Here is a 19,621-nt window from a genome sequence, read left to right as displayed (position 1 = left end):
CGATCAGGCGCCGGTCATCTCGCCTAAGATGGCCTCGGCGGCCGCTGCGGGCTCCGTTGCGCGCGTGATCGGCCGACCGACCACGATATAATTGGCGGAGGCTGCGACCGCTTGCCGCGGCGTCATGACCCGCTTCTGATCGCCGACATCGGCGCCCTGCGGCCGCACCCCCGGCGTCACCAGCAGCATGTCCGAGCCCACCAGCGGCCTTATGGACGCCAGCTCCATCGGCGACAGGATGAGGCCGTCGACGCCCTTCTCCTTGGCTTGGCTGGCGCGGCGCGCGACGAGCTCGCCGACGCCGCAGGCATAGCCCGCTTCTTTCAGATCCGCGTCGTCATAGGAGGTCATCACCGTCACGGCGAGGAGCTTGAGCGCGCCGCCCGAGGCGCCTTCGCGAGCCGCCGCCATCGTCTGGGGAAAGGCGTGAATGGTGAGAAAGTCGACGCCGAGCCGGGCGATCTGGCGCGTCGCGCGCTCCACGGTGACGCCGATGTCATGAAGCTTCAGATCCAGAAACACGCGCTTGCCGGCGGCCTTCAGTTCACGCGCGAAGTCGAAGCCGCCCGGCGCATAGGCGAGCTCCATGCCGACCTTGAAGAAGGAGACCGTCTCTCCCAAAGCCGCGACCATCGCCAGCGCCTCTTCGACGCTTTCGACGTCGAGCGCGACGATCAGCCGGTCCTGCGGCTTCACGCCTTGCGCTTTCCGACGAAGCCGGCGTAACCCGCTTTGCGATAGCGCCAGACGCGCGCGGGCGGAATGTTGAGCACGACCGGCGGCGATCCCTTGCCGACATAGGCGCCGTTGACGCCATTGGCGTGCATGGGCATCGGCGATTTGGTCAGGCCGTAAGTGAATTGGATGAAGAGCCCCTCGTCGCCCATCAGTTCGAAGGCCTGGTTCAACAGCTCGACGCGATCGCGCTCCGGCCGCACCAGGAGCGGCAGGCTGGAGACGACGGTGGCGATTTTCCCCGGAACCTTGCCGTCGAGCGTCGCCTTGAGGCCATAGGCGTCGCCTTGCACGATGTTGACGCCGGGAAAGCGTTCGGAGAGCAGATGGCAGAACCGGCTCTCATATTCGACCAGGACGAGGCGCTCGGGCGCGATGCCGCGGGCGAGCAGCGCCTGAGTCACCGGCCCGGTGCCGGGACCGAGTTCGACGATATGGCCCTCTCGATCCAGTTCGACGAAGCCGGCCATCGTCTTGGCCAGCGCGCGTCCCGACGGCGAAACGGCACCGATGAGGCGCGGATTTTCAATCCATTGACGGATGAAGCGCGCGTTATCCACGAGCCTCGCGCGCCCACTGGCTTTGTGCGTTCTGTGCGGCAACGACGCCCCTCCCGATCGGCGCGATGAAACGCGCAAACGGCCCCCGCGATCGGAGGGCCGTTGGGCGGATGATAGGAGAGCCGCGCGTCAAAAACAACGTGGCGTCTTTTAGCCTTCTGCCGCCTACCCCCCGAACAGATCCTTCATCCGCGCGAAAAAGCCCGTCTCCTCGGGATGCGTGTCGAGCGAGGACTCCTCCTCGAATTCGGCGAGGAGCTCCTTTTGCCGCTTCGTCAGCTTTTGCGGCGTCTCGACGCTGATCTGCACATGCAGGTCGCCTTGGTCGCGCCCGCGCAGCACCGGCATGCCCTTGCCCTTGGCCTTAAGCTGGCGTCCGGACTGCGCGCCCTCGGGAATTTTGAGCTTCACCTCGGAGCCGTCGAGCGCATGGACCTTGATCTCGCCGCCGAGCGCCGCCCGCACCATCGAGATCGGCACGCGGCAATAGAGGTCGGCGCCGTCGCGCTGGAAGAAGGGATGCGGCTTTACGGAAAGAAAAATATAAAGATCGCCGGGCGGCCCGCCCCGCAGGCCCGCCTCGCCTTCGCCAGCGAGCCTGATGCGCGTGCCGTCTTCGACGCCCGGCGGCACATTGACCGAAAGCGACCGTTCGATCGTCTTGCGTCCCGCGCCGGCGCATGAAGGGCAGGGGTTCTCGATGATCTCGCCGCGCCCCTGGCAGGTCGGACAGGTGCGCTCGATCGCGAAAAAGCCCTGCTGGGCGCGCACGCGTCCCATGCCGCCGCAGGTTGTGCAGGTCTTGGGCTTCGAGCCTTTTTTCGCGCCTGTTCCCGCGCAGGCCTCGCAGGTCGCCGAGGTCGGGATTTTCAACGAGGCGGCCTTGCCGTGATAGGCCTCGTCGAGGGTGATCTCCATATTGTAGCGCAGATCCGAGCCCCGCTCGCGGCCACCCGAACGGCTGCGCCGCCCCATGACGTCGCCGAACAGATCCTCGAAAATGTCGGCCATGGAGGCGCCGAAGCCCTCGCCTCCGCCGAAGCCGCCGCCCTGTTCAAAGGCGGCATGGCCGAAACGGTCGTATGCCGCGCGCTTCTGCTGGTCGCACAGACACTGATAGGCTTCGTTCAATTCCTTGAAACGCGCTTCCGCCTGCTTGTCGCCGGGGTGTCGATCGGGATGGCACTGCATCGCCGCCTTGCGGAAGGCGATCTTCAATTCGACTTCCGTGACTGTGCGGCTGACGCCCAGAACTTCGTAATAGTCGCGTTTGGACATGCTTGATTTCTGATGGTGCGCGGCGGGCCTGGCCGCGATCACATGAATACAAGGAAACCCGGCGTATTCGCGCCGGGTTCCCGTTTCGCTACCGCATCGGAGCGGCTATGGCCAGTCCCGGCTTACTTCTTGTCGTCGCCGACGTCCTTGAACTCCGCGTCGATCACGTCGTCCTTGGGCTGCTCCTCGGATGCGCCAGTCCCTGAGGCGTCCGCCTGCTGCGCCTTATACATCGCCTCGCCGAGCTTCATCGAGGCCTGACTCAATTCGTTCGTCCTGGCCTTTATCGCGTCCGCGTCGTCGCCCTCGACGGCGCTCTTCAGCGCGGCGATGGCGGCTTCGATGGCGCTCTTGTCCGCGGCCGAAACCTTGTCGCCGAATTCGGCGACGGATTTCTCCGCAGCGTGGACCGCGGCCTCGCCATGGTTCTTGGCGTCGACGAGTTCGCGGCGGATTTTGTCCTCCGCGGCGTGCTCCTCGGCGTCCTTGACCATTTTATCGATGTCGGCGTCGCTCAGGCCGCCAGACGCCTGGATGCGGATCTGCTGTTCCTTGTTCGTCGCCTTGTCTTTCGCCGTGACGTTGACGATGCCGTTCGCGTCGATGTCGAAGGTCACTTCCACTTGCGGCATGCCGCGCGGCGCCGGCGGAATGCCGACGAGGTCGAACTGGCCGAGCATCTTATTGTTCGCAGCCATCTCGCGTTCGCCCTGGAAGACCCGGATGGTGACGGCGGTCTGATTGTCTTCGGCCGTCGAGAACACCTGGCTCTTCTTGGTGGGGATCGTCGTGTTCCGGTCGATGAGGCGCGTGAACACGCCGCCGAGCGTCTCGATGCCCAGCGACAGCGGCGTCACGTCGAGCAGCAGCACGTCCTTCACGTCGCCCTGCAGCACGCCCGCCTGCACCGCGGCGCCGATGGCGACGACTTCGTCAGGGTTGACGCCCTTGTGCGGCTCCTTGCCGAAGAACTGCTTCACGACCTCCTGCACCTTGGGCATACGGGTCATGCCGCCCACAAGCACCACTTCGCCGATGTCCGCCGCCGAGAGTCCAGCGTCCTTCAACGCTTTCCGGCAGGGCTCGACCGTGCGCTGAATGAGATCGTCGACGAGCGCTTCGAATTTCGCGCGCGTGAGCTTCAGCGTCAGATGCTTGGGCCCGGTGGCGTCGGCGGTGATGTAAGGCAGATTGATTTCGGTTTGCGTCGCCGACGAGAGTTCGATCTTGGCCTTTTCGGCGGCCTCCTTGAGGCGCTGCAGGGCGAGCTTGTCCTTCGTGAGGTCGATGCCCTGCTCTTTCTTGAACTCGCTCGCGAGATATTCGACGAGGCGCATGTCGAAGTCTTCGCCGCCGAGGAACGTGTCGCCGTTCGTCGACTTCACCTCGAAGACGCCGTCGCCGATCTCCAGGACCGACACGTCGAACGTGCCGCCGCCAAGGTCATAAACGGCGATCGTGCCCGACTGCTTCTTATCGAGGCCATAAGCGAGCGCCGCCGCGGTGGGCTCGTTGATGATGCGCAGCACTTCGAGGCCGGCGATCTTGCCGGCGTCCTTGGTGGCTTGGCGCTGAGCGTCGTTGAAGTAGGCGGGGACGGTGATGACGGCTTGCGTGACCGTCTGGCCGAGAAAGGCCTCGGCCGTCTCCTTCATCTTTTGCAGAATGAAGGCGGAAATCTGCGAAGGCGAATATTGCTTGCCGGAGGCCTCGACCCAGGCGTCGCCATTATTCGCTCGGACGATCTTATAGGGGACGAGACCCATGTCCTTTTTGGTCATCGGGTCGTCGTAGGTGCGGCCGATCAGCCGCTTGATGGCGAAGAAGGTCTTGTCGGGATTCGTCACCGCCTGACGTTTGGCGGGCTGGCCGACGAGGCGCTCGCCGTCGTCAGTGAAGGCGACAATCGAAGGCGTCGTCCTGGCGCCTTCGGCGTTTTCAATGACCTTGGGGCTCGACCCTTCCATGACGGCCACGCAGGAATTGGTCGTGCCGAGGTCGATGCCGATAATTTTGCCCATATCGTTTCCTTTCGCTGGTGAACGCCGAACCCCGAAGCGGTCCGGTTCAAAAGGCGAAGGACGGCGGCTCGCCATGAGCCCGCCGCGCGATCCTTCACGCTTAGCTCTCCCAAGATTGTGTTGCGCTCACCCGGCCGCAAGAGCAGGCCGCGTATAGAAGAATCATTTCCTTGCGACAAGGCGTCCGGGCTGCGCTGGGGCGCGTCCCGTCGCGGGCCAGCCCGGTTTAGCCAGCGCTTGGAACAAGATTTCGCTTCAACAAAATTTGTCTTTACCTATTGACCAGATGCTGACGACTGACGATTATTGAAACTCGTCAGAAGGAACTCAATGCGGCTCTGGCGTCAATGGACAGGCTTCAATGCTCAACTATCGCTCGAGTCTTTGTGCGCTCGCTGCAGTTCTGACCGCGGCGCTGGCCGCCTGTGACGGCAAGGGCGAGCGGGCCGCCCAAGAGAGCGAGCAGGGCGAGCGACCGGTGCTGGTCGCGCCGGCGCGCTACGCCGCGCAATCGCAGGCGCGCGAATTTGTCGCCACCATTCGCCCCAGGGTCGAGTCCGACCAAGGTTTTCGCATCGCCGGGAAGGTGGTCAAGCGTTTTGTCGAAGTTGGTCAGCGGGTAAAGGCTGGCGACCCGATCGCGGCGCTCGACGAGCAGGATCTGCGGCTGCAGAAGGAGCAGTCCGACGCCGAATTCACCGCGGCGCGGGTGGCGCAAACTCAGGCCGTCGCCGATGAAAGGCGCGCCGCCGAACTGCGCGCCAAGGGCTGGACCGCGCAGGCGGCGCTCGATCGGGCGCGCGCCGGCGGCGAGGAGGCGCGCGGGCGGTTCCGACGGGCCGAGCGCGCGGTCGAGCTCGCCCGCAACGCGCTGGACTACGCCATGCTGCGCGCCGGGGCGGACGGCGTCGTCACGCAAACGCTGGTCGACCCGGGGCAAGTGGTCGCAGCGGGGCAGCCTGCCGTGCGCATTGCCCATGCCGGCGAATTGGAAGCCGCCGTCGCGCTGCCGGAGGCGTTCGCCGCGGCCGCTGGAAAGGGCGAGGCGACCTTGACGCTCTGGTCGAAGCCCGGCGCGGTCTATCGCGCCAAGCTGCGCGAACTCAGCCCTGCCGCCGATCCGGTCACGCGCACCTTCGCGGCGCGCTTCTCTATCCTTAACCCGGATGCCGCCGTCGCGCTCGGCATGAGCGCCACGCTGCACATTTCCGCTTCGGACGCGCAGCCCGTCGTCAGCGTGCCGCTCTCGGCGATCTACAATCAGGGCGCAGGACCCTCGCTTTGGAAAGTTGATGGCGAAGGGAACTTGCAGCTCGTTCCGGTGACATTGGTGCGCCTGGAAGCCGACGCCGCGCTTGTCGCCGGCGGCGTCAAGGACGGCGACAACATCGTCGTCCTCGGCGTCCACAAGCTCGATCCCAACACAAAAGTCCGCGTGATCTCGCGGCAATCGCTTTGAGGGTCCGGCCATGGCTGGCGTAAACCTTTCGCGCTGGGCCGTTCAACGGCCGACGCTGATGCTGTTTCTGATGATCGCGATCAGTCTGACCGGCGTCTATTCCTACATGCGGCTGGGACGCGCCGAGGATCCGTCATTCACCATCAAAGTCGCCGTCGTCACGGCCTCATGGCCAGGCGCGACGGCCACCGAGATACGCGATCAGGTCGCGGATCTGATGGAGAAGAAGCTTCAGGAGCTGCCCTTCCTCGACAAGATCGAGAGCTATACGAAGCCAGGCTTTCTGGCGATGCAGGTGACCTTCAAGGACACGACTCCGCCAAAGGACGTGCCGCAGCTCTTCTATCAGTTGCGCAAGAAGCTCGACGACATCGCGCCGACGCTTCCGGCCGGCGTGCGCGGCCCGCAAGTGAACGACGAATATGGCGATGTCGACACGGTGATGTATGCGGTGACCGGCGACGGCGCCGACTATCATGTCCTCGACAAGGTGGTCCAGACGCTACGCCAACGGCTGCTCGCCGTGCAGGATGTGATCAAAGTCGACGTTTACGGCGATCAGGGACGCCGCATCTTTGTCGAATTCAGCGAGGCGAAGCTCGCAAGCCTGGCGATCCTGCCTCAAGCTGTCTTCGATTCGCTCGCCAAGCAGAACGCCATCAACGACGCCGGCGTTTTCGAGACGTCGTCGAACCGCGTGCGGGTTCAGGTGACGAGCGATCTTAAAGGCGCGGACGCCATCGCCGCGATTCCGATCGAAGCGAACGGCAAGGTGATCCGCCTCGGCGACATCGCCAATGTCTACGCCGGCTTCGAAGACCCGCCGAGTTTTCTCGCGCGCTTTAAGGGCCAGCCGACGATCGTCGTCGGCGTCGTTATGGGAAAGGGCGCCAACGTCCTCAAATTCGGCGAGAACGTCGGCGCAGCGGTCCAGGAGATACGCGAAAAGACGCCGGTCGGCATTGACATCGACCAGGTCGCCGATCAGCCGAAGGTCGTCGAGGAGGCGATCGGCGAATTCACGCGTTCGTTCCTCGAGGCTCTGGTGATCGTGCTCGGCGTAAGCTTTGTCTCGCTCGGCTTTCGGACCGGCATCGTCGTCGCGCTCTCCGTGCCTTTGGTGCTCGCCATCGTTTTCATCTTCATGGGGCCGCTCGGCATCGATCTCCAGCGCATCTCGCTTGGCGCGCTCATCATTGCGCTCGGCCTTCTCGTCGATGACGCGATCATCGCCGTCGAGATGATGATGGTGAAGATGGAGCAGGGCTTCAATCGGATCAAAGCTGCGACCTTCGCCTGGGAGTCGACGGCCTTTCCGATGCTGACCGGCACGCTCGTGACCGCCGCGGGGTTTCTGCCTGTCGGATTCGCTAATTCCGCAGTCGGCGAATATACGGGTTCGATGTTCTGGGTATTGCTCGTCGCGCTAATCGCCTCATGGTTTGTCGCGGTGATGTTCACGCCCTATCTCGGCGTGAAACTGCTTCCCGATTTCGCCAAGCTGCATCCGCATCGCGATCCGGACGAGATCTATCGGACGCCCTTTTATCGCTGGCTACGCGCCGTCGTCACCTGGGCGGTCGACTATCGGGGCGTTGTGATCGCAGGCGTGATCGGCGTTTTCGCGCTCGCTGTCTTCGGTTTCTTCGTCGTTCCCAAGCAATTCTTCCCCTACGCAGAGCGCATGGAGCTCTTCCTCCAGTTGCGCCTTCCCGAAGGTTCGTCCATCGGCGCTTCGCTCGAGGCTGCGAAACAGGCCGAGACGCTTCTCAAGGACGATCCGGACGCGGCCCTTTACACGAGCTATGTCGGACAGGGACCGCCGCGGTTCTGGCTCGGCCTCAATCCGCAGCTCCCGAACGAAGCCTATTCCGAGATCGTCATCGTCGCCAAGGACATCGAGGCGCGCGAGCGCTTGAAGAAGAAGCTCGAGGCCGCCATCGCCAACGGCGCTTTGCCGCAAGCGCGCGCGCGCGTCGATCGCTTCTATTACGGACCGCCGGTGGGATTTCCCGTGCAGTTTCGCGTGGTCGGCTCCGATCCGGCGACCGTCCGCGCCATCGCCTATCAGGTGCGCGACGTGATGCGCGGCGACGAGGGCGTCGACGATCCGCATCTCAACTGGAACGAGCAGACGCCGCGCGTGCGCCTCGTCATCGATCAGGATCGCGCGCGGCTCCTCGGGCTCACGCCGCAGGATGTGTCGAACAGGCTGCGTCTAGCGATTTCCGGCGTGACGATCACGACGTTGCGCGACGGGATCGATCAGGTCGAAGTGGTCGCGCGCGCCATTCCTCAGGAGCGCGGCGATCTCTCGAGGATCGGCGACATGGTGATCTATGCGCGCGACGGCAAGGCGGTGACGGTCTCGCAGGTCGCGAAGATCGTCTACGACCACGAAGAGCCGATATTTTGGCGGCGCAATCGCGACATGAGCATCACGGTGCGCTCGGGCGTCAAGGACGGCGTGCAGGCGCCGGATGCGACGACGCGCATCTGGCCGCAGCTTGCCCAGATTCGCGAACATCTTCCGCCGGGCTATCGCATCGAGATTGGCGGCGCGATCGAGGAATCGAAAAAGGGCAACGCGTCGATCTTTGCGGTTTTTCCGCTCGTCGGCCTCGTCATGCTGACGATCGTGATGTTCCAGCTGCAGAACTTCACGCGCGTCGCGCTCGTGATGATGAGCGCGCCGCTCGGCGTCATCGGCGCATCGCTCGCGCTCAATGTCGCTCACGCGCCGTTCGGCTTCGTCGCGCTGCTTGGCCTCATCGCGCTCTCGGGCATGGACATGCGCAATTCGATCATTCTCGTCGATCAGGTGCGACAGGACCTCGAGCGCGGCGAGAAATATCGCGAGGCGATCATCGGCGCGACGATTCGGCGCGTGCGCCCCGTCGCGCTGACGGCGCTGGCGGCGATTCTCGCCATGATTCCCCTGTCGGGCTCCGCCTTCTGGGGGCCGATGGCGCTGACCATCATGGGCGGGCTGTTTGTCGCCACTTTTCTCACCGTTCTGTTCCTGCCGGCGCTTTACGCGACATGGTTCCGCCGTCATCTTGGCGAGGGATTGGCCGAAGCCAAGGGCGCGCGGGCCCAGACTCTGGCCGACGGGCTTGCGAGGGGAGCGGCCGAATGAGCGTGGTGGGGGCTAGCACGCAGAACGCGCGCGAGACCGAGCAGCGCGCGAGAATCATCGCCACCGCAGAGCGGCTCTTCCGCGAGATCGGCTTCCAAAAGACCACGGTCGCCGACATCGCCCGCGAATTGCGGATGTCGCCGGCGAACGTCTATCGCTTCTTTGGCGCCAAATCGGAAATCAACGCCGCCGTCGCCCGCCATCTGATGAACGAAGTCGAACAGTCGGCGCAGAGCATCGCGCATGGGCCTGGTTCGGCGGAGCAGCGGCTGCGCACGCTCATCCTGTCCAATGAGGCGATGAACGCCGAGCGCTACGTCGCCGACCGCAAGCTGCACGACATGGTGGAAGCGGCGCTCGACGAGAATTGGCCGATCATCTCGGATCACATCGAGCGAATCGACGCCGCGCTCGGGGACGTCATTCGCTCGGGCATGGAGAGCGGCGAATTTGCTGAGGGCGATGCGCAGCTCGCGGCGCGGCTGGTGCACGCCGCCTGTATTCGCTACTGCCACCCGCGGCTGATGGTGGAGTGCGCCGATCGCCCGAACCCGACGAGCGCGCAAATGGTCGAATTTTGCATTGCAGCGTTGCGCGCCGGCTTTCGCGATCTCAACCGATCGGCGACGTTGTCGCGCTAAGCGCGATTCGACCTATACCTTCGGCGCCGGCGACGTATAATGAGCGAGCGGCGCTATTCGTTAGGATGCGACTGTGAGTCGCGGGAGCAACGGCGAAACAATCGGGCGGTCGATGAAGGTTACTCTGGTTCAGATGAATTCCGTTGGCGACAAGGCCTTGAACCTCGCCAACGCCCGCGCTTTAATCGAGCGCGCCGTTGTTCAGGAGCGTCCGGACTGGATTTGTCTTCCTGAGGTCTTCGATTTCATCGGCGGCTCGCGCGCCGAGAAGATGGCCGCCGCCGAGGAGCTGCCGGGCGGTCCCGCCTATCAAATGTGCCAGGCGCTCGCGCGCGAGCACAAGGTGTTCATCCACGCCGGGTCGATTCTTGAAAAAGCGCCGGGCGAGGAGCGGTTGCACAACACCAGCGTCGCCTTCAACCGCGAGGGCAAGGAGGTGGCGCGCTACCGCAAGATCCACATGTTCGACATCACGGCGCCCGACGGGGCGAAATATCACGAGAGCGCCGCGTTCAAGCCGGGCGACTCCGTCGTCACCTATGACTGCGAGGGCGTCACCGTCGGCTGCGCGATCTGTTACGACCTCCGCTTTTCATATCTCTTCCAGGCGCTCGCGGATAAGGGCGCGGATATCGTCGCACTGCCGGCGGCGTTCACGCTGGTGACCGGCAAGGACCATTGGGAAGTGCTGTGCCGCGCGCGCGCGATCGAGATGCAGGCCTATCTCTGCGCGCCGGCGCAGACGGGCGCGCATAAGGCCGGGCATGAGACGCGCTTCACTTACGGCAATTCTCTGATCGCCGACCCTTGGGGCCAAGTCGTCGCCAAGGCTTCCGAAGGGCCGGGGCTCGTCTCATCCTATGTGGACGTCGAACGCATTCGTAAAATTCGCGCCATGATCCCGGTGGCGCAGCACAAGGTGAAGCTCGCCGTTTGAGGGTTCCGCTATCGCCTGCCCGCAGGTCAGAGTTCGATCGTTTCGTCGGGACGTAGAACACGTGATCGCCCTTGCAAATCGGTCATTTATGCGTACTATGAGGGTATGGGTTCAGCGCCCATTTATTGCCATGTTGCGATTGCCAGAAGCTTCGAGGGGGAGTTGTGTTCAGCCCAGTCCCGACAGAACGATCATTGGGCGCTCTCTTCTCATGGTAAGGAGAACCGCTCCAGGCAGCACCTTGACGCGGGCGGCGCTGCGAGAAGCCGTCTATGGCTGCTGCCCGTCGCTATCCCGCGCCGAAGCCCGCAAAATCTTGGACGCGACTTTTGACGAGATCAGCGAAGCTCTGCTCCGCGGCGAATCCGTAAAACTGCGTTCTTTCGGGACTTTCAACGTGCGCGCCAAGCGTGAGCGCATTGGCCGCAATCCCAAAACTGGCGTCGAGGCCACGATAACGTCGCGCCGTGTGCTGACCTTTAAGGCCTCGCCCGTGCTTGTCGCGTATGTCAATGGCGACGCGGTCATTCCTGAAGAGGACTGACTCCTCTATCATGGGGCTAGACGGCAATCGCCGGCGACGCGGTCGCGGCGAGCCGAACGGCTTCTCATATCCAAGGTGAAAGATGCGGAAATTGAGCGTGGCGGTCGCGGTCTTCGCGGCGCTTACCGCGCTGGTCGGCGCCCATAAAGGCGACTCCAGCCTGTTCGTCCTCGTCGCCGCGGCGGCGCTCTGCGCCTATACGACATGGCGCGCGGCCGACATGTCGAGCTTCCTGAAAATCTTCGCCTTCATTTTCTCAACGGAGACCATCGTCTTCGGACTCGTCGGCCTCGCCCAGGCGGAAGGCCTCTGGCCGGAGTCGATGAAAGACTATGCGCCGCCCGAAACCATGCCGCTCACCGTGGCGGTGTTCTCGATCATCGTTTACGCCATCTCGCATATTCCCGTCGTGCGGGAGATGACGCGCATCGCCGATCTTTATTTCAGTTCGCGCGATCGTGGCGAAGGGCGCGTCTGGCCATTCCGGCCCTTTGCGGCGCGAGAGAGCGCGATCGCTATCGCCATGGTGGTGGTGCTGGTGCTCCTCAATCAAGGACAGGTCGGCATCACCGTCCGCCTGTCCTTCTTCAATCGCGACTGGTACAACGCCATTCAAGAAAAGAACGCTTCGGAGTTCTGGCGGCAGCTGCTCTTCGTGTTCACGCCATGGGCCTTCGTTTACGTCGCCTCCGTGATCATCGAATTTGTCCTGCAGTCGATGCTGATCATCCGCTGGCGCCGGTGGCTGACGGAACATTATATCGAGCGCTGGCTCGGCGCGCACACGCATTACGGGATGGCGCTCGCCGGGAGCGGCGCTGACAATCCAGACCAGCGCATCGCCGAAGACGTCAATCGCTTCATCAGCGGCGGGGAGGAAGGCTATGGCGTCTACTCCTATTCGATCCTGCTGATCTCCACCTTGAGTTCGCTCGTTTCCTTCGCCTATGTGCTGTGGGATCTTTCCGGCAATTATCCGCTGCCTGGAACGGAGATCTATGTCCCCGGCTTCCTGTTCTGGGCGGTGCTGATCTATGCGGCGGTGGGAACGCTGGTGACGCATCTTATCGGCCGCACTCTCACCGGGCTCTACTTCGATCGGCAGAGACGCGAGGCCGATTTCCGCTTTTCGCTGGCGCGTATGCGCGAATATAGCGAGCAGATCGCGCTGCTCGGCGGCGAGCCTGCCGAGCGCGGCTCGCTGCTCCGGCGCTTCGCCGGCATTATCGCCAACTATCTGGCGATCGTGCAGAAGCGTAAGCAGCTGATGGTGTTCACGTCCACCTACGGACAGTTGTCGCCGATCATTCCTTACGTGATCACGGCGCCCTTCTATTTCGCCGGGCGCATTACGCTCGGCGTCATGACGCAAACGGCGAGCGCTTTCGGGCGGGTGGAGAGCGCGCTGACCTTCTTCATCAACTATTACACCTCTCTCGCCAATTTTAAGTCCGTGCTCGACCGCTTGTCGTCCTTTGACCACGCGATCGATACGGCCCGCCGGCAGACGTCCGCGACGCAGATTGTCTCTCCGACGGACGGCGCTGATATTCGCCTGCACGGGCTGACGCTGGCTTTGCCCGACGGGCGCCAGATCGTGACCGTCGACGATCTGACGCTCGCCGCCGGCCAGTCGGCGCTGCTCACCGGCCCGTCGGGTTCCGGCAAGTCGACGCTGTTTCGCACCATCGCCGGCATCTGGCCTTATGCTTCGGGCGAGGTGCTGACTCCGCGCGGCGCGAAGGTGATGCTGGCGCCGCAGCGGCCCTACATCCCGATGGGCGCGCTGGCCGACGCCATCGTCTATCCCGGCCACGTCGACGACTATTCGCGCGCTGACGTTCAGGAGGCATTGCGCGCGGCGCGGCTTGCGCCTTTCGTGGAGCGCCTCGACGAGGAAAACAACTGGGGTCAGCGGCTTTCAGGCGGCGAGCAGCAACGCGTCGCGATCGCCCGCGCGCTTCTCGCCAAGCCGGATTGGCTTTTCCTCGACGAAGCGACGTCGGCGCTCGACGAGCAACTCGAAGAAGAGATCTACGCGATGCTGCGCGAGCTGCTGCCCGCCACGACGATCGTCTCGATCGGCCATCGGTCGACGCTGCACGCCTTCCACGATCGATACATCGTCATGGAGCCGGCACCCGGCGGCGTCTTTAGCCCGCGCGACAAGGTGCTCGCGTGACGAAAGAGTCGGGGCGCGAAGGCGGACGATCGCTCAAGACGCGGGTCAAGACCGCGCGCAAGCGGTCGCTCTCCTCGACGCTATGGCTGGAGCGCCAGCTCAATGATCCTTATGTCGCGCGCGCCAAGCGCGAGGGCTACCGCTCGCGCGCCGCCTATAAGCTCATCGAGATGGATGATCGCTATCATCTCTTTAAGCCGGGCGACCGCATCGTCGATCTTGGGGCCGCGCCTGGCGGCTGGTCACAGGTCGCCGCCGCGCATGTGAAGGCGAAAGAGGGCAAGGGCAAAGTCGTCGCGGTCGATCTTCTCGAGATGGAGGCGGTCGACGGCGTCGAATTCGCGGTGAAGGATTTCAACGATCCCGACGCGCCGGAATTCATCAAGAACATGCTCGGAGGCGACGCCGACGGCGTGATGTCGGACATGGCCGCGAACGCCACTGGCCATCGGGCGACCGATCATCTGCGCATCGTCGCGCTGGCCGAGCTTGCCGCTGATTTCGCTTGCGACGTGTTGGCGAAGGGCGGCTTCTTCATCGCGAAGGTGCTGCAGGGCGGAACCGAAGGCCAGCTGCTCACGCGGCTCAAGCGCGATTTCGCGACGGTGCGGCACGTCAAGCCGGAGGCGAGCCGCGCCGGTTCGGCCGAACTCTATGTGCTGGCGACAGGCTTTCGCGGGCGCCGCGCCGAATAGGCGATGCGCTTAGGCACCGCGCGCACGGGCGTAGGCGTAGACCTCGGCGATCCTCTCTTTCTTGTCATCGTCAGAAAGAAACGAGGCGGCGAAACTGTTTTTTGCGAGCTGCGTCAGCTCGGTTGCTCCGAATGCGAAAGCCTGCTGAATGGCGCGGTAGTTCTCGTTTACATAGCCGCCAAAATAGGCCGGATCGTCGGAATTGACGGTCACGACGACGCCTGCCTCGAAAAGCCGCTGAATCGGATGCGCGCGCATATCGGGATAGACGCGAAGGCGTATATTCGACAGCGGACAGACGGTCAGCGGAACCCGCTCGCGCGCGAGCCGCTGAACCAGGGGCGCGTCATCGATCGCGTGAACGCCGTGGTCGATGCGCTCGACCTTTAAGCGATCCAGCGCTTCGGAGACATAGGCGGCGGGTCCTTCTTCGCCCGCATGCGCCACGGCGCGCAGGCCGAGCGAACGGGCGCGCTCATAAACCTCGGTGAACTTGCCCGGCGGATTTCCGGCTTCCGCGGAATCCAGTCCGATTCCGGTAATGCGATCGAGCCAGGGGCGCGCCGCTTCGAGCGTGGCCATGGCGTCCGCCGCATCGAGATCCCGCAGGAAGCACATGAGGAGGCGCGAGGTCGGCCCGCCCTCGCGCGCGACGTCGTTCAGAGCTGCGCTCAATCCCTCCACGACTGCGCCCAAGGGAACGCCGCGACGGATATGCGCCTGCGGATCGAAAAAGATTTCGGCGTGGCGAACGTTTTCCTCGCGGGCGCGGTCGAGATACGCGCGCGCCAGATCGTAGAAGTCTCGCTCGGTCAAGAGCGCCTGCGTCGCCTGATAATAGAGATCGAGAAAGTCCGCGAGGTTTTGGAAATCGTATAAGCGGCGCATCGCCTCGACCGAAGCGTACGGGAGTTTGACGCCGTTGCGCTCGGCAAGCGCGAAGGCCATCTCGGGTTCCAGCGTCCCCTCGATATGAAGGTGAAGCTCCGCCTTCGGGAGTCCGGCGATGAAGTCTTGGGCTGCGTTCGACATAACATCCTCGTTTCAGCCGATCTGGCGCGCGCGATCCTCATCGACAAGAGCTCTCCGCCCACCGATCGGCCGTGAGATTACACGCGTTTTCGGCGCCCGGTCAGGTCGTCGCCCGCATTGGGCGCGAGCGGCAGGAAGCTCATCACCGAAAACATCGAGATCAACGCCACGACAATGAAGGCCGGCGTGAAATCCGCCGCCTGCAGCGCGCCGCCGCCGCGCAGCGCGCGCGTCGCCTCCAGCGCCGCCGCGCCAATGGCGACGCCCGTCGACAGCGACAATTGCTGCGCGACGGAGGCGAAACTCGTGGCGCGGCTCATCGCATCCTGATCGACGTCGGCGTAGGCGATGGCGTTGAGCGCCGTAAACTCCAGCGAGCGGAAAAAGCCGCCAACGAGCAGCACGCCCATGATGACCAAATGCGGCGTCGCCGCCGTGAAACTGGCGTTGAAGGCGAGAAAGCCGGCGGAGATGAGCGCATTGACGATCAGCACCCGCCGAAAGCTGAAAATCCGCAGGATTGGCTGCGCGGTCGTTTTCATCGCCATCGCGCCTGCCGCCGAAACGAAGGTCAGAAGTCCCGCTTCATAAGCGGAGAGTCCGAAGCCCGCTTGCAACAGCAGCGGTAGCAGGAAGGGCGTTGCGCCCAAGCCAACGCGAAACAGAAAGCCCCCAAAGACCGCCGCGCGGAACGTCGGGATCTGCAAGAGATCGAGATCGACGATCGGATAGGGCGCGCGTTTGGCGTGGCGAACATAAGCGAAGAGCGCCCCTGCCCCGAGCGCGACGATCAAAACCACGACCGGCGCCGGCGCGAAGCCGCGCCCCGCGATCGTGAAGCCAAAGACGAGGCAGGAGAGGCCGACGCCTGAAAGGATCGCGCCGGCGACGTCGAGCGGGGGCGTCCATTCCTCGCGCATGTCCGGAATAAAGCGCGTGACCAGCATGACGCCGAGCGCCCCGATCGGCACATTGACCCAGAAGATGTAGCGCCAGTGAAAATACGTCGCGATGAAGCCGCCGATCGGCGGGCCGATCATCGGGCCCATGAGCGCCGGGATGGTGAGATAGGCCATGGCGCGCACAAGTTCGTGGCGCGGCGCGGTGCGCAGCAGCACGAGGCGTCCGACCGGCGTCATCATCGCGCCGCCGAGGCCTTGCACGATCCGGAACGCCACGATCGCGCCGAGCGAATTGGACAGGCCGCAGAGAATGGAGCCGAAGGTGAAGACGATGATCGCCGCGCGAAAGACGCGCCGCGCGCCAAAGCGATCCGCCGCCCAGCCCGAAAGCGGAATGAAGACCGCGAGCGATAAAAGATAGGACGTCAGCGCGAGTTTCAGCGCCACGGGATCTTCGTGAAGATCGGCCGCCATCGCCGGCAGCGCCGTGGCGAGCACGGTGCCGTCGAGCTGCTCCATGAAGAGCGCGGTGGCGATGATGAGCGGCGTGACGAAATAGGACAATACGCTCAGCCCGCTTTTGAAAGTGTCGCGTCAAGCCTGACGCCTGTGCACGGACTTGGCGTCAAATGAGCTTCAGCCCTCGGAAGCTGGCATGGCCATGGCGGCCGACGATGAGATGGTCGTGGACGGTAATGCCGAACGGCTGCGCGATGGCGGCGATGTCCTTCGTCATGCGGATGTCGGCGGACGATGGCGTCGGATCTCCGGATGGATGATTATGCGCCAGGATGAGCGCGCTCGCGCCAAGCTCCAGCGCACGTCTGACGATTTCGCGCGGATAGACCGGCGTATGGTCGATGGTGCCGACGCCCTGCACCTCGTCGGCGATCAGCGCGTTGCGCTTGTCGAGGAACAGGATGCGAAACTCCTCCCGCTCGGCGAAAGCCATCGCCGTTCGGCAATAGTCGAGCACCTCCATGAATGAGGAAAGCACAGGACGCTTCTGCAGGGCGCCGCGCGCCAGGCGTTTTGCTGCAGCTTCCACAAGCTTGATTTCGACGATCGCCGCTTCGCTGAGGCCCTCAACCTCACGAAGCCTTTCCGGCCGCGCCGCGACCGTCTCGGCGAAGGAGCCGAAGCGCGTGATCAAGGCCTTGGCGAGCGGCTTCACGTCGCGGCGCGCGATGGCGCGAAACAACAGCAGTTCTAGCATTTCGTAATCGGCAAGCGCCGCTTCGCCTGCATCCATGAAGCGATCGCGCAGTCGCTGCCGGTGACCGTGGTAGTGGGGCGCGGACTCGCGCAGGCCTGAGCCGTCGCTGGATGCGGCGTCAGCCGCCTTCTTCATGCGTCGGCGCGCGCGGCAGAGGGATTATCGAGCCCCGCCGGCGACTTGGTGAAGACTTCCGCGCCCGTTTCGGTGACGCCGATCGAATGTTCGAACTGCGCGGAAAGGGAGCGGTCGCGGGTGACGGCTGTCCAACCGTCCGACAATATTTTTACTTGCGACCGCCCGAGATTGATCATCGGCTCAATGGTGAAGAACATGCCCGGCCGCAACTCGACGCCCTCGCCCTTCACGCCATAGTGCAGAATATTCGGCTCGTCGTGGAATACGCGCCCGAGCCCGTGGCCGCAAAAATCGCGCACCACCGAACAGCGCTCGCTTTCGGCATAGTGCTGAATCGCCGCGCCGATGTCGCCGGTCGTCGCGCCAGGCTTGACGGCGGCGACGCCCCGCTCAAGCGACTCATAGGTAACGTCGATCAGTCGTTGCGCCCGTCGTGGAATTTCGCCGACGGCGAACATACGGCTGGCGTCGCCGTGCCAGCCGTCGAGGATGAACGTCACATCGATATTGACGATGTCGCCTTCGCGCAAAGGCTTGCTGTCCGGCACGCCATGGCAGACGACATGATTGATCGAGGTGCAGATCGACTTCCGGTAGCCGCGATAGTCGAGCGGCGCGGGATAGGCGCCATGCGCCATGGCGAAGTCGAAAACCAGATCGTCGAGCGCCTGCGTCGTCACGCCCGGCTGGACGTGTTCGACCAGCATGTCCAGCGCCTCCGCCGTCAGCCTGCCCGCGGCGCGCATGCCCTCGAAATCGTTAGGACCGTGCAGCTTGATCTGTCCGCTTTTGCGCGCGGTGGGTGCGAGATGAGATTCGATAAAGGTCATGTTACGTGGCGGCTCGGCTTTACTGGGCGAAGGGTATGCTCGACAAGGTAATGGTTTGAGGCGGCAACGCAAGGCTGCCGCGGGAGGCCGCCCGCGATTCCGTTGGAAAGCCCGCAACGCGGTCTTGGCGGGACAGCCGCGATTCAATATCAAAGGAGGCATGCGGCTTGCTACCGCGCCACGGGCGCAGGGACAAAAGGGCGTCGAAAGCGGGTGCAGGGAAAGCGAGTCGAGGGCATAGATTTCTGGCGGGGCGCGGCCCTCGCCATCATCCTGGTGAATCACATCCCGGGCAATGTGCTCGGCGCGATCACGCCGCGCAATTTCGGCTTTTCTGATGCAGCCGAAGGCTTTGTTTTTCTTTCGGGCGTTTCGATCGCCCTGGCCTATGGCGAAAAATTCAGGCGTAATGTCGTAGACGCCGCGGCTTCGCTCTACGGCCGCGCCCTGCGCCTTTACGGCGCCCATCTCGGTCTGACCGCGGCGGCGTTGGCGCTTTATGGCGTCGCGAGCTATTTCACGCCCTGGGATTTCCTCGGCTCCGAGAACAGCCGCGCCGCGCCTTTCGCCGACCCGGCGCGAGGCGTCGTCGGCATTCTCGCGCTCAGTCACCAAGTCGCTTACTTCAACATATTGCCGCTCTATGTCGTGCTGATCGCGCTTGCGCCGGCGCTCTTCGCATGCGCGTCCCACGGCGGTTTACGCATGCTTGCGGCCTCGGCCGCGGTTTATGCCGCCGCGCGCCTGTTGGGATTCAACGTTCCCACATGGCCCGAGCCCGGCTACTGGTATTTCAATCCATTCGCCTGGCAATTTATGTTCGCCCTGGGGATCTACTGCGGCGGCGCGCTTAAAACGCGCGGGGTGCCTTATCACGCCATCGCCTATCGACTCGCTCTCGCCTTCACCATCGTTTCGACGCTCATCGTCTCCAACGCGTTTGGCCTGGCGCCCGGGCTTGTCGACGCCGCAGGGCGCTATCTCGACTGGGACAAGACGGATCTTGGCGTCGTCCGCATCGTCGATTTCGTCGCCCTCGCTTATGTGCTTCATTTCTCGAAGATCACCGCGGCGCTGAGCCAAACGCGGCTTTTTGCATTCTTCACGCTGCTCGGCCGCAACGGCCTCTCGACCTATTCAAGCGTCAGCCTGCTGAGCGCGCTCGGGCAGATTTTGCAGGAAGCAAGCCTCGCTTCGCCCGCCCTTGACGTCATCTTCATTGTGGCCTGCCTGGGCCTGCTGCGCCGCATCGCCGCCGCCGTCGAGCAATTTACCCTGGTCGCGCCCGCCGCTGCGGAATGAGCGCCAGGGC

General features: G+C 63.8%; 16 protein-coding genes. 8 read left to right on the top strand and 8 right to left on the bottom strand.

Annotated elements, in window-relative coordinates:
* Positions 1-3 precede the first annotated feature (3 nt).
* The 4 genes from pyrF to dnaK all read right to left on the bottom strand — a co-directional run bounded on the left by pyrF (position 4) and on the right by dnaK (position 4,594).
* A complete protein-coding gene (gene pyrF / locus IYW40_RS16470) occupies positions 4-696 on the bottom strand; it encodes an orotidine-5'-phosphate decarboxylase (protein ID WP_196401370.1) in 693 nt (230 codons plus the stop codon).
* Positions 693-1,295, bottom strand: coding sequence for an rRNA adenine N-6-methyltransferase family protein (locus IYW40_RS16465; protein WP_196401369.1), 603 nt, complete (start codon positions 1,293-1,295; stop codon positions 693-695). The genes pyrF and IYW40_RS16465 overlap by 4 nt, the downstream gene beginning before the upstream one ends.
* 165 nt (positions 1,296-1,460) lie before the next feature.
* Entirely contained in the window at positions 1,461-2,573 is a 1,113-nt protein-coding gene (dnaJ, locus tag IYW40_RS16460; RefSeq protein WP_196401368.1) for a molecular chaperone DnaJ, read from the bottom strand.
* A 122-nt stretch (positions 2,574-2,695) separates the two neighbouring features.
* A complete protein-coding gene (gene dnaK / locus IYW40_RS16455) occupies positions 2,696-4,594 on the bottom strand; it encodes a molecular chaperone DnaK (RefSeq protein ID WP_196401367.1) in 1,899 nt (632 codons plus the stop codon).
* A 361-nt stretch (positions 4,595-4,955) separates the two neighbouring features.
* On the opposite strand from dnaK, the gene IYW40_RS16450 reads away from it, so the two are divergent.
* From IYW40_RS16450 to IYW40_RS16420, 7 genes are all read left to right on the top strand, one after another.
* On the top strand, positions 4,956-6,053 hold the full coding sequence (locus tag IYW40_RS16450) for an efflux RND transporter periplasmic adaptor subunit (RefSeq protein ID WP_196401366.1): 1,098 nt from the start codon (positions 4,956-4,958) through the stop codon (positions 6,051-6,053).
* A gap of 10 nt (positions 6,054-6,063) precedes the next feature.
* Positions 6,064-9,192 carry an efflux RND transporter permease subunit gene (locus IYW40_RS16445; RefSeq protein WP_196401365.1) on the top strand — a complete coding sequence of 1,043 codons (3,129 nt, stop codon included), beginning with the start codon at positions 6,064-6,066 and terminating at the stop codon, positions 9,190-9,192.
* Complete coding sequence (locus tag IYW40_RS16440) at positions 9,189-9,833, top strand: TetR family transcriptional regulator (RefSeq protein ID WP_196401364.1); 645 nt, start codon at positions 9,189-9,191, stop codon at positions 9,831-9,833. The genes IYW40_RS16445 and IYW40_RS16440 overlap by 4 nt, the downstream gene beginning before the upstream one ends.
* Positions 9,834-9,945: 112 nt before the next feature.
* The gene (locus IYW40_RS16435; RefSeq protein WP_175093281.1) at positions 9,946-10,770 is read left to right on the top strand and encodes a carbon-nitrogen hydrolase family protein; all 825 of its coding nucleotides are present in this window, start codon (positions 9,946-9,948) and stop codon (positions 10,768-10,770) included.
* Positions 10,771-10,981: 211 nt separating this feature from the next.
* Positions 10,982-11,314, top strand: coding sequence for an integration host factor subunit alpha (locus IYW40_RS16430; RefSeq protein WP_029649070.1), 333 nt, complete (start codon positions 10,982-10,984; stop codon positions 11,312-11,314).
* A gap of 82 nt (positions 11,315-11,396) precedes the next feature.
* Positions 11,397-13,496, top strand: coding sequence for an ABC transporter ATP-binding protein/permease (locus tag IYW40_RS16425; RefSeq protein WP_196401363.1), 2,100 nt, complete (start codon positions 11,397-11,399; stop codon positions 13,494-13,496).
* On the top strand, positions 13,493-14,191 hold the full coding sequence (locus tag IYW40_RS16420) for an RlmE family RNA methyltransferase (RefSeq protein ID WP_196401362.1): 699 nt from the start codon (positions 13,493-13,495) through the stop codon (positions 14,189-14,191). The genes IYW40_RS16425 and IYW40_RS16420 overlap by 4 nt, the downstream gene beginning before the upstream one ends.
* Positions 14,192-14,200: 9 nt before the next feature.
* Here IYW40_RS16420 and IYW40_RS16415 read toward each other — a convergent pair whose 3' ends face one another.
* From IYW40_RS16415 to map, 4 genes are all read right to left on the bottom strand, one after another.
* The gene (locus IYW40_RS16415; protein WP_196401361.1) at positions 14,201-15,223 is read right to left on the bottom strand and encodes an adenosine deaminase; all 1,023 of its coding nucleotides are present in this window, start codon (positions 15,221-15,223) and stop codon (positions 14,201-14,203) included.
* Between the two features lie 77 nt (positions 15,224-15,300).
* On the bottom strand, positions 15,301-16,689 hold the full coding sequence (locus IYW40_RS16410) for a DHA2 family efflux MFS transporter permease subunit (protein ID WP_196401360.1): 1,389 nt from the start codon (positions 16,687-16,689) through the stop codon (positions 15,301-15,303).
* 61 nt (positions 16,690-16,750) lie between these two features.
* Positions 16,751-17,476 carry a DNA repair protein RadC gene (gene radC, locus IYW40_RS16405; protein ID WP_196401359.1) on the bottom strand — a complete coding sequence of 242 codons (726 nt, stop codon included), beginning with the start codon at positions 17,474-17,476 and terminating at the stop codon, positions 16,751-16,753.
* The gene (gene map / locus IYW40_RS16400; protein ID WP_196401358.1) at positions 17,473-18,309 is read right to left on the bottom strand and encodes a type I methionyl aminopeptidase; all 837 of its coding nucleotides are present in this window, start codon (positions 18,307-18,309) and stop codon (positions 17,473-17,475) included. The genes radC and map overlap by 4 nt, the downstream gene beginning before the upstream one ends.
* 213 nt (positions 18,310-18,522) lie before the next feature.
* On the opposite strand from map, the gene opgC reads away from it, so the two are divergent.
* Positions 18,523-19,611: an OpgC domain-containing protein gene (gene opgC / locus IYW40_RS16395; protein ID WP_196401357.1), complete on the top strand. Its 1,089-nt coding sequence runs from the start codon at positions 18,523-18,525 to the stop codon at positions 19,609-19,611.
* Positions 19,612-19,621: the final 10 nt, after the last annotated feature.

The sequence above is a fragment of the Methylocystis sp. H4A genome, assembly GCF_015709545.1.
GTDB classification, from domain to species: domain Bacteria; phylum Pseudomonadota; class Alphaproteobacteria; order Rhizobiales; family Beijerinckiaceae; genus Methylocystis; species Methylocystis silviterrae.
Note: the sequence above shows the minus strand (reverse complement) of the source record. Positions and strands in the feature narration are given on the sequence as shown.

Bases quoted from the DNA above. Each gene is read 5' to 3' on its own strand.
- dnaJ (WP_196401368.1), bottom strand. From the start codon at position 2,573: ATGTCCAAACGCGACTATTACGAAGTTCTGGGCGTCAGCCGCACAGTC.
- dnaK (WP_196401367.1), bottom strand. From the start codon at position 4,594: ATGGGCAAAATTATCGGCATCGACCTCGGCACGACCAATTCCTGCGTG.
- IYW40_RS16450 (WP_196401366.1), top strand. From the start codon at position 4,956: ATGCTCAACTATCGCTCGAGTCTTTGTGCGCTCGCTGCAGTTCTGACC.
- IYW40_RS16445 (WP_196401365.1), top strand. From the start codon at position 6,064: ATGGCTGGCGTAAACCTTTCGCGCTGGGCCGTTCAACGGCCGACGCTG.
- IYW40_RS16440 (WP_196401364.1), top strand. From the start codon at position 9,189: ATGAGCGTGGTGGGGGCTAGCACGCAGAACGCGCGCGAGACCGAGCAG.
- IYW40_RS16435 (WP_175093281.1), top strand. From the start codon at position 9,946: ATGAAGGTTACTCTGGTTCAGATGAATTCCGTTGGCGACAAGGCCTTG.
- IYW40_RS16430 (WP_029649070.1), top strand. From the start codon at position 10,982: ATGGTAAGGAGAACCGCTCCAGGCAGCACCTTGACGCGGGCGGCGCTG.
- IYW40_RS16425 (WP_196401363.1), top strand. From the start codon at position 11,397: ATGCGGAAATTGAGCGTGGCGGTCGCGGTCTTCGCGGCGCTTACCGCG.
- IYW40_RS16415 (WP_196401361.1), bottom strand. From the start codon at position 15,223: ATGTCGAACGCAGCCCAAGACTTCATCGCCGGACTCCCGAAGGCGGAG.
- radC (WP_196401359.1), bottom strand. From the start codon at position 17,476: ATGAAGAAGGCGGCTGACGCCGCATCCAGCGACGGCTCAGGCCTGCGC.
- map (WP_196401358.1), bottom strand. From the start codon at position 18,309: ATGACCTTTATCGAATCTCATCTCGCACCCACCGCGCGCAAAAGCGGA.